Below are 10,262 nucleotides of genomic sequence, written 5' to 3'. Positions count from 1 at the left end.
GTTGTCTGAATGCCCGCGTTGTCCTGGCGTTTTTCGCGAGCAAGCTCGCTCCTACACGGAAACGAGCTCAATTGCGATCGGGCAGGCAGGCCGATGGGGCAGATCAAAATCAAAAGCCAGAGCTACCTCGTACCTGTAGGGGCGAGCCTGCTCGCGATGGACGTCAACGATAACGCGGGTTGTCTGAATGCCCGCGTTGTCCTGGCGTTTTTCGCGAGCAAGCTCGCTCCTACACGGAAACGAGCTCAATTGCGATCAGGCCGGCCGATAGGCCGCCTCGGGCGCTTTTGCGGTACACGCCCCCTCGTGAGGCCGAGCGGAGGTTCTGCGTAGTGGGCAACCCGGCATGGATGCCGGGTTAGCCGCCGCCGGCCATGGATGGCCGATGGCGGCGGGCCCACGGAGCAGGACCGGAGCGAGGGCATGCCGAGCCACAGCGAGGCACCGAACGTCAGGGGCAAGAGCCCTTGGTTACTTGGGGCTTTTCCAAGTGACCCGCTGTAAGAGCGGAACCATAGGGGGCCGTTACCGCAGGAATGGATATTCACCCAATCCAATCCAATCCATACATACGCATCAAAGTGAACTGGAACTCCTTAATGACTGGCCATCAGTGGCTACTCATCCCCGCCGCATGCATCAACATCCGCAATGCCCCCGCCACCACACCCAACGCAACCACACTGCCCAACCAGATCACCACCAGCCACCCAAGTCGCTTGTACCAAGGTGCCCGTTCACAAGAATCAATGATAGCCATCGCCAATCCTCACTTTGCCGCGGAACACGTAATAGCTCCAGACCGTATACATCAGGATGATCGGCAGAATGAACAGCGCGCCGATCAGGATGAACAACTGGCTGGTTGGCGGTGACGCCGCTGCCCACAGGCTGATCGACGGCGGCACGATGTTCGGCCAGATGCTGAACGCCAGGCCGATGTAACCCAGGAACACCAGCATCAGGGTGAAGGCGAACGGCCAATGGGTGTGACGTTGGCGCAGGGTCCTGAGCAGGCCGAACATCGCCAGCAAAGCCAGCAGCGCCAGGCCTCCGAACACCGCTAGGTGCGCATGGGCAAACCAGCGCGTGGCGATTTCCGGATGGAGGATGGGCGTCCATACACAGATCACACCGATCACCGCCAACAGCAGCCAGGCCAGGGGCCGGGTGAACAGGCGCATCCGCGATTCGAGCATGCCTTCGGTCTTGACCAGCAACCAGGTACTGCCGAGCAGCGCATAAGCGACGATCAGGCCGACACCACAGAACAGCGGAAAGGGTGCCAGCCAGTCCAGCGAACCGCCGGCGAACTGGCGATCGACCACCGGGATGCCGGCAATGTAAGTGCCGATCACCACGCCCTGGGAAAAGGTCGCCAGCAGCGAACCGCCGATGAACGCCATGTCCCAGATGTGACGTTTTTCAGGGCTGGCCTTGAAACGGAACTCGAACGCCACACCGCGAAAGATCAAGCCGCACAACATCAGGATCAGCGGCAGGTACAACGCTTCCAGAATCACCGAATAGGCCAGCGGGAAAGCGCCATACAGCGCCGCGCCGCCCAGCACTAGCCAGGTCTCGTTGCCGTCCCAGACCGGTGCCACGGTGTTCATCATCACATCGCGCTCCTTCGCATCCGGGATCAGCGGAAACAGAATGCCCAACCCCAGGTCGAAGCCGTCCATGATCACGTACATCATCACGCCGAAGGCGATGATCAAGCCCCAGATCAGCGATAAATCGATACCTTGAATACCCATGACTCAACTCCCTTCCTTCAATTGACGCGGGCGTCGGTTTCGAGAATTTCAGCGTCGGCGGACAGCGGCCGGCGCGGTGTGACCAACTGATCGGAGTGCCCGTCGACCGGATGCCCGTGATGGGGCTGCGGTCCTTTGCCGACCAGTTTCATCATGTAGCCGATGCCCACCGTGAACACCGAGAAATAGATCACCACGAACAGCGCCAGCGAGATGCTCAACTGCGCGACGCTGTGATTGGACGCGGCATCGGCGGTACGCAGCAGGCCATACACCACCCACGGCTGGCGCCCGACTTCGGTGGTGATCCACCCGGCCAGCATGGCGATCAGGCCACTTGGCCCCATCCACAACATCAGGCGCAGGAACCAGCGATTGCGGTAGATGGCGCCGCTGCGGCGCAGGGCCAGGCCGAGCACGCCGGCCAGCACCATCAACATGCCCAGCCCGGCCATGACACGGAAACTCCAGAAGACCACCGTCGCATTGGGTCGGTCCTCTTTCGGGAAGCTCTTGAGCGCCGGGATCTGCTTGTCGAGGCTGTGGGTCAGGATCAGGCTGCCCAAGTACGGAATCTCGATGGCGTACCTGGTTTTCTCGGCCTGCATGTCGGGGATGCCGAACAGCACCAGGGGCGTGGCTTCGCTCCCGTTGTTTTCCCAGTGCCCTTCGATGGCAGCGATCTTCGCCGGTTGATGCTCCAGGGTGTTCAAGCCGTGGGCGTCACCGACCACCGCCTGGATCGGGCAGACGATCAAGGCCATCCACAACGCCATCGACAGCATCTTGCGCACTTGTTTGGTGTCGTTGCCGCGCAGCAGGTGCCACGCCGCCGACGAGCCGACAAAGAATGCCGTGGCCACGAACGCGGCAATCGCCATGTGCGCCAGGCGGTACGGGAACGACGGGTTGAACAGGATGGCCAGCCAGTCCAGCGGCATCACCCGACCGTCGACGATCTCGAAGCCCTGGGGCGTTTGCATCCAGCTGTTGGACGCGAGAATCCAGAAGGTCGAAATCAGGGTGCCGATGGCGACCATGACCGTCGAGAAGAAGTGCAAGCCGCGCCCTACCCGGTTCCAGCCGAACAGCATGACCCCGAGGAAACCGGCCTCGAGGAAGAACGCCGTGAGCACTTCATAGGTCAGCAACGGCCCGGTGATGCTGCCGGCGAAGTCGGAGAAACGGCTCCAGTTGGTGCCGAACTCGTAGGCCATGACCAGCCCCGAGACCACGCCCATGCCGAAGTTGACGGCAAAGATCTTCGACCAGAAATGGTAGAGATCGCGGTAGGTGTCGTTGTGGGTTTTCAGCCAAAGCCCTTCGAGCACCGCCAGGAAACTGGCCAGCCCGATGGTGATGGCGGGAAAGATGATGTGGAACGAAACCGTGAACGCGAATTGAATGCGCGCCAGGTCCAGTGCCTCCAGGTTAAACATGTCGATATCCTCATTGCGGCTGAAAAACGGCGGCACACGGCCGGGCCACCGTCAGGCCGGGGGCCTGCAGCCAACACAAGTCGAAAGGGTTAGGTGAGCGGCACCGGGCCGCCCCCGGTGCTACGCGGCGGAAGTCGAAATCAGGTTGCTGGTCTTCGCCTGCTCCAGCCGGATGGCGATGAACTTGGAAGTCGGGGTGAAGGTGCGGTCACCGTAACTTTCCAGCGGCACCAGCGGGTTGGTCTCGGGGTAGTACGCCGCCGCCTGACCGGCCGGAATGTCGTAGGCGATCAGGGTGAAACCGCTGACCCGACGCTCGCGCTCGTCGTCCCACAGCGCCACCAGGTCGACCTTCTGCCCAGGCTCAAAACCCAGCCGGCGAATGTCCTGCTCGTTGGCGAACACCACGTCGCGCATGCCGTACACCCCGCGATAACGGTCATCCAGGCCATACAGCGTGGTGTTGTACTGATCGTGGGAGCGCATGGTCTGCAAAATCAGGTGCGGCTTGACCGTCAGGTTGCGCACGCCCTCGCTGATCAGGTGCTCCGGCAGCACGCTCGGAGTGAACTGGGCCTTGCCGCTGGCGGTTTTCCAGATGCGCCTGGCCGCGTCGTTGGGCATGTGGAAACCGCCCGGATGCAGCAAGCGCTGGTTGAAATCTTCGAAACCGGGAATGGTGTCGGCAATCATGTTGCGGATTCGGCCGTAGTCGCCGATGGCCCAGTTCCAGTCGATCGGGTGCTTGCCCAGTGTCGCGGCGGCGATGCCGGCAATGATCGCAGGCTCGGAGCGCAGGTGTTTCGACTTCGGTTTCAGTTGACCGTGGGAGATGTGGATCATGCTGAAGGTGTCTTCCACGGTCACGCCTTGCGGCCCTTCGGCCTGGATATCGATGTCGGTGCGGCCCAGGCACGGCAGGATCAGCGCTTCACGACCGGTGACCAGATGGCTGCGGTTGAGCTTGGTGGCGATGTGCACGGTGAGGTCGCATTTACGCAACGCGGCGTGGGTGCGTGGCGTGTCGGGGGTGGCCTGGGCGAAATTGCCACCCAGGGCGATAAACACTTTCGAACGCCCCTGCTCCATCGCGCCAATCGCCATCACGGTGTTGTGACCGTGCTCGCGAGGTGGCTTGAAGGAGAAGCGTTTTTCCAGGGCATTGAGCAAGTCGGTGGGCGCCAGTTCGTTGATGCCCATGGTGCGGTCGCCCTGCACGTTACTGTGACCGCGAACCGGTGACAGGCCTGCGCCGGGGCGGCCGACGTTGCCGCGCAGCAGCATCAGGTTGATGACTTCCTGCAGCGTCGGCACCGAGTGCGTGTGCTGGGTCAGGCCCATCGCCCAGCACATGATCACCCGCTTGGACCGGGCGTACATGCGGGCGGCGAGTTCGATGTCCGCCAATGGCATGCCCGACTGCTGCTCGATGTGCTCCCAACTGGTTGCGTCGACTTCGCCCAGGTAGGCGCCCATCCCCGAGGTGTGTTCGGCGATGAACTCATGGTCGAACACCGGTTCGCCGCCGCTGACCTGAGCTTCGCGCTCCCATTGCAGCAGGAACTTGACCATGCCGCGCATGACTGCCATGTCGCCGCCCAGTGCCGGGCGGAAGTAGGCTGTGTTGGTGGGCTCGGAGCCGTTCATCAACATTTCGATCGGGTGCTGTGGATGCTGGAAGCGCTCCAGCCCGCGCTCCTTGAGTGGATTGATACAGATCACCTGGGCACCGCGCTTGACCGCTTCGCGCAACGGTTCAAGCATCCGCGGGTGGTTGGTGCCAGGGTTCTGACCGATGACGAAAATCGCATCGGCATGTTCCAGATCGTCGAACACCACGGTGCCTTTACCCACGCCGAGGCTTTCGATCATGCTCACCGCGCTGGCTTCGTGGCACATGTTGGAGCAGTCCGGAAAGTTGTTGGTACCGTAGGCCCGGACGAACAGCTGATAGAGAAAGGCGGCTTCGTTACTGGCCCGGCCCGAGGTATAGAACTCGGCCTGGTCCGGCGATTCCAGCGCATTGAGGTGCCGGGCGATCAGCGCGAACGCTTCGTCCCAGGTGGTTTCCACGTAACGGTCGGTGGCCGCGTCATAGCGCATCGGGTGGGTCAGGCGGCCCTGATACTCCAGCCAGTAATCGCTCTGCTCGGCCAGCGCCGAGACACTGTATTTGTTGAAGAAGGCCGGGTCGACCAAACGGCCCGTGGCTTCCCAGTTAACCGCCTTGGCGCCGTTCTCGCAGAACTTGACCATGCCGTTTTCCGGCGACTCGCCCCAGGCACAACCGGGGCAATCGAACCCGCCGTTCTGGTTGGTCTTGAGCATGGCGCGAATATTCTTCAGCGCGTTTTCACTGCCCAGCCAGTTTTTGGTAACAGCAATCAGCGCGCCCCAACCAGCGGCGGCACCTTTGTAGGGTTTGTAGCGGTCGACTTGAGACATGGTACTTCTCCGTGACCTGATTCAGGCCATTGATCGTTTGACGGAGAAAGCATATGAACAGGGAATAATTATTGTCTAATCGCTATTTACGACCACATGATCGAGGATATTTATCATCGATATTTATTGTTGTTTATCAACAGCTTATAAGATTTAACCAGCCGTTAACGTTGCAACTTTATCCATCATAGATGCACTCGATCAACCGGTTACTAATAGTGATTGGACGGACCGACAAGTTGCTCTTAGCCTGCGCACAACAAATCCGTTTTCAGCGCTCCTACACCTGCGCTCAATAAATCCGTTATCGGCGCAATATTTGTAGGAGCGAGCTCTGCTCGCGATGGACTCCAGAGCACCGCGTTCAGCCAGCAAGCACGCGTAATCGTTAACGACCATCGCGAGCAGGCTCGCTCCTACACCTGCGCACAACAAATCCGTTTTCAGCGCATTTTTTGTAGGAGCGAGCTCTGCTCGCGATGGACTCCAGAGCACCGCGTTCAGCCAGCACGCACGCGTAATCGTTAACGACCATCGCGAGCAGAGCTCGCTCCTACACGGAACATTCATTCAATGCGTGCCAAGCGAGGGTGTCATGTCAGAACAAGTCTTGATCGATGGATTCTCCCGGCGCGTGGATTATCTGCGGATGTCGGTCACCGACCGCTGCGATTTCCGTTGCGTGTATTGCATGGCCGAGGACATGCAGTTTCTGCCCCGCCAACGGGTGCTGACCCTGGAAGAGATTTATCAACTTGCACAAAGCTTCGTGGCGCTGGGCACCCGCAAGATCCGCCTCACCGGGGGCGAGCCGCTGATCCGTCCGGGCGTGGTGCAGTTGTGCGAGAAGATCGCCGCCCTGCCCGGCCTGCGTGAACTGTGCATGACCACCAACGGTTCGCAGCTGGCCAAACTGGCCGGGCCGTTGTTCGAAGCCGGGGTCAAGCGTCTCAACATCAGCCTCGATTGCCTGGACCCGCAACGTTTTCGCGAACTGACCCGCACCGGTGACCTGTCGCAGGTGATCAAAGGCATCGACGCGGCCAACCAGGCGGGATTTCGCAACACCAAGCTCAATTGCGTGGTGATGAAAGGTCGCAACGACCATGAGATCAATGACCTGGTCAGCTTCGCCATCGACCGTAACCTCGACATCTCCTTCATCGAGGAAATGCCGTTGGGCACCATCGACGAGCACAGCCGCGCCGAATCGTTTTTCGCAAGTAGCCAGGTCCGCGAACGCATTGCCGAACGCTACACTTTGATTGATTCCGCCGAGTCGACCCAGGGTCCGTCGCGCTACTGGCGCCTGGCCGAGGCGCCGCAGATTCGCCTGGGGTTCATCTCACCCCACAGCCACAACTTTTGCGGCACCTGCAATCGGGTGCGCCTGACCGTGGAGGGACGTCTGCTGCTGTGCCTGGGCAATGAGCACTCCGTGGATCTCAAGGCGGTCTTGCGCAGCCACCCCGGACAGCCCGAGCGCCTGGAAAAAGCCATTATCGAGGCGATGAAACTCAAGCCTTATCGACACAACTTCGAAGTGAACGACGATGTTCAGGTCATTCGCTTCATGAACATGACGGGCGGCTGAAACCCATGATCGTGAGACCCAAACCCAACCTGATCGGCGTGCTGACGTCCCTCAAGGGTTCGATTGCCAAACGCATCGCCTGGCGCAGCCTGATGGTGACGCTGCTCGCCTCGGCCATCGTGCTCATCGAAACCTTGCATCCCAGCTACTTTTCCAAGGTCAGCGCCACGCCCTTCACGCTGCTGGGTTTGTCGTTGTCGATCTTCATGAGCTTTCGCAACAACGCCTGCTACGACCGCTGGTATGAAGCGCGCAAGGCCTGGGGCGATGTGATCGTGGAGATCCGCTCGATGATTCGTGAAACCCTGATGATCAAGGACACCGATGAGCGCCACACGATCCTCAGCAACCTCTGCGGCTTCGCCCATGCCCTCAACGCGCGCCTGCGCCAGGAAAACGAGATGGCCGCCAGTGGCGACTGGCTGCACCCGATGCCCAAGGGCAACACCACGGACATCAGCGGGCAGATACTGATGCAGGTCGGTCAACAGTGCTCGTCACTCAACGAATCCGGGGCGATCAACGACTGGCGCTACACGCTCATGGCCAACCATTTGACCAGCCTGACCCATGCCCAGGCCGTCTGTGAACGAATCAAGAACACCCCACTACCCTTTCCCTACACCCTGCTGCTGCACCGCACCATCTACCTGTTCTGCATCCTCTTGCCCTTTGCCATGGCCGAACCCCTGGGCTGGCTGACACCGATTTTCACCGCGATTGTCAGCTACACCTTTTTCGGCCTGGATGCGATTGCCGATGAACTGGAAGACCCCTTCGGCCGCGACGAAAACGACCTGCCCACCGATGCCATCGTGCGCAATATCGAGCGCGATGTGCTGGCGGCCCTGGGTGTGACAGAACTGCCACCGCAACTGGAGCCGGTGGATTTTGTGTTGAACTGAGACTCAGGAAACACGCAAATTCTGTGGGAGCGAGCTTGCTCGCGATAGCGGTCTGCCTGCCAACATCTCTGTTGGATTTGCCGGCCTCATCGCGAGCAAGCTCGCTCCCACAGTTTGTTTGCGGAATTCACAACAGCTCGCTGAAGGGAATAAACCGCGCCATGTCGCCAGCTTCCAGTGTGCAGCCTTCCGGCACTTCCACCAGCCCATCGGCCCAGGATGCGCCCAGCAACACGCCGGAACTCTGGTTCGGATAGAGCACCGCGCGACCGGCTTCGAGTTTCGCTCGCAGGTACTCGCGGCGGCTTCCGGGTTTGGGCCAGGCAAAGCCGACCCTGACCGGGAAGCTCAAAGGCTCGACGTCTTCGACCCCCTGAATCCGCAACAGATAAGCCCGGGCCAACAGACCGAAAGTGACCAACGCCGAAGTCGGATTGCCCGGCAGGCCAATCACCGGCACGCGGCCGAAGTGGCCCACGGTCAATGGCTTGCCGGGTTTGATCGAGAGTTTCCACAGCAACGGCTTGCCGCACTCGCGCAGTACCTGGCCGAGGCAGTCGGCGTCACCGGCGGACACGCCGCCCGTGCTGAGCATCAGGTCCGCCGTGTGTTGCAGCTGTTCGAGCTTGAGTCGCGTCTGGCGTGGCTCGTCGGGGAGAATGCCGGCCTCGATGACCTCGCAACCCAACGCATTCAACCAATGGCTCAACAATGTGCGGTTGCTGTTGTAGATGCTGCCGGGCTTGAGCGGTGTGCCCGGATCGACCAGTTCATCGCCGGTGGACAGCAACGCCACCCGTGGTCGCCGCACGACCTGCACATGGGTGCAGCCCTGCGCTGCCGCGACCGCCAGTTCGAATGGACCGAGGCGCTTGCCGGCGCGCAGCAGCACATCGCCGACGCGGTTCTCCTGACCTTGCGGGCGGATGTTGCTGCCGGCGCTCAATGGCTGCTTGAAGCGGATACGTCCGTCATCCAGTACTTGCGTGTTCTCCTGCATCTCCACGCCGTTGGCACCCGGCGGAACCGGGGCGCCGGTGAAGATGCGCGCGCAGGTTCCCGGTGCCAGTGCTTGGGGGGCGTGACCGGCAAATACCTGTTGCGACACGGTCAGCGGTGCCCCGTCCCAACCGTCGACATTCAGGGCATAGCCGTCCATGGCGCTGTTCGGCCACGGCGGCAGGTCGAGGGTCGCCACCAGGTCATTGGCCAACACCCGTTGCCGTGCGGCACTGAGCGGCACCGCTTCACTGTCTTCAATCCACTGTGCCTCGGCCATTGTCAGCAACCGTTCGATGGCATCCTCCACCGGCATCAAGGGTGAATAGCTCATCCGCGCGTCCCGCAAGCCTGCACAGGCTTGAGGTGCGGTACGAAATTGCACGGCCGGTGGCGCGCGTCGAGTTGCTCGGCGAGGATGCCTTCCCACGCGGTGCGGCAGGCGCCCGTGGAACCCGGCAGGCAGCAGACCAGCGTGCCATTGGCCAGCCCGGCCAATGCCCGGCTCTGCACCGTCGAGGTGCCGATGTCGAGGATCGAAATCGCCCGGAACAGCTCACCGAAGCCTTCGATCTGTTTATCCAGCAAACAGGCCACTGCCTCAGGTGTGCTGTCGCGGCCGGTAAACCCGGTGCCGCCCGTGATCAGCACCACCTGGATACCGTCGTCGGCAATCCAGTTCGCCACCTGCGCGCGGATCTTGTACAGGTCGTCCTTGAGCAGGTTTCGCTCGCTGAGGGTGTGGCCGGCTTCCAGCAAACGACTGACGAGTAATTGGCCGGAAGTGTCATTGGCATATTCGCGGGTATCGCTAACAGTCAACACGGCAATATTCAGGGGTATAAACAATGCATCCGGTTTGACGCTCATGGGGTTCTCCGGCAGATATTGATTAAATGACTTCCGGAGACTAATTCGATAATTCAAGCCGTGTCTAATCACTCTAACCAACCAGACTATCGAGCCAATCTATCAATATAAAAAGACCAGAAACAACAGCAATGATAGAGCCCGTCGATAACACCTTAGATAGCAGTGATTGGACGCACACCGAAGACAATGAGATCGTCTCGGCTCACGATTTCTGCCTCGCCTTGTGTCTTGCGCGCCTGAGTCA

Annotated in this window: 8 protein-coding genes; 2 read left to right on the top strand and 6 right to left on the bottom strand. The window is 60.6% G+C overall.

Going from position 1 to position 10,262, the window contains the following annotated elements; all coding sequences use genetic code 11:
* Positions 1-610: 610 nt before the first annotated feature.
* The 4 genes from AC1RS8_RS10615 to AC1RS8_RS10600 form a co-directional block, all read right to left on the bottom strand.
* Positions 611-760: a DUF2474 domain-containing protein gene (locus AC1RS8_RS10615; RefSeq protein ID WP_429521465.1), complete on the bottom strand. Its 150-nt coding sequence runs from the start codon at positions 758-760 to the stop codon at positions 611-613.
* A complete protein-coding gene (cydB, locus tag AC1RS8_RS10610; RefSeq protein WP_489338680.1) occupies positions 747-1,763 on the bottom strand; it encodes a cytochrome d ubiquinol oxidase subunit II in 1,017 nt (338 codons plus the stop codon). The genes AC1RS8_RS10615 and cydB overlap by 14 nt, the downstream gene beginning before the upstream one ends.
* A 17-nt stretch (positions 1,764-1,780) precedes the next feature.
* Positions 1,781-3,202, bottom strand: a complete 1,422-nt coding sequence (locus tag AC1RS8_RS10605) for a cytochrome ubiquinol oxidase subunit I (protein ID WP_489338681.1) — start codon at positions 3,200-3,202, stop codon at positions 1,781-1,783.
* 120 nt (positions 3,203-3,322) lie between these two features.
* The gene (locus AC1RS8_RS10600) at positions 3,323-5,647 is read right to left on the bottom strand and encodes an FdhF/YdeP family oxidoreductase (RefSeq protein ID WP_489338682.1); all 2,325 of its coding nucleotides are present in this window, start codon (positions 5,645-5,647) and stop codon (positions 3,323-3,325) included.
* Between the two features lie 595 nt (positions 5,648-6,242).
* Here AC1RS8_RS10600 and moaA point away from each other — a divergent pair.
* Positions 6,243-7,241: a GTP 3',8-cyclase MoaA gene (gene moaA / locus AC1RS8_RS10595; protein ID WP_489338683.1), complete on the top strand. Its 999-nt coding sequence runs from the start codon at positions 6,243-6,245 to the stop codon at positions 7,239-7,241.
* A 5-nt stretch (positions 7,242-7,246) separates the two neighbouring features.
* Positions 7,247-8,146: a bestrophin family protein gene (locus AC1RS8_RS10590; protein ID WP_489338684.1), complete on the top strand. Its 900-nt coding sequence runs from the start codon at positions 7,247-7,249 to the stop codon at positions 8,144-8,146.
* 127 nt (positions 8,147-8,273) lie between these two features.
* Here AC1RS8_RS10590 and AC1RS8_RS10585 read toward each other — a convergent pair whose 3' ends face one another.
* Together AC1RS8_RS10585 and moaB are read right to left on the bottom strand one after the other, a co-directional pair.
* Complete coding sequence (locus tag AC1RS8_RS10585) at positions 8,274-9,479, bottom strand: molybdopterin molybdotransferase MoeA (protein WP_489338685.1); 1,206 nt, start codon at positions 9,477-9,479, stop codon at positions 8,274-8,276.
* Positions 9,476-10,015: a molybdenum cofactor biosynthesis protein B gene (gene moaB / locus AC1RS8_RS10580; RefSeq protein WP_489338686.1), complete on the bottom strand. Its 540-nt coding sequence runs from the start codon at positions 10,013-10,015 to the stop codon at positions 9,476-9,478. The genes AC1RS8_RS10585 and moaB overlap by 4 nt, the downstream gene beginning before the upstream one ends.
* Positions 10,016-10,262 lie beyond the last annotated feature (247 nt).

The organism is Pseudomonas sp. GW821-FHT12A04 (genome assembly GCF_058807755.1).
This window is presented reverse-complemented; position numbering and strand designations above follow the sequence as displayed.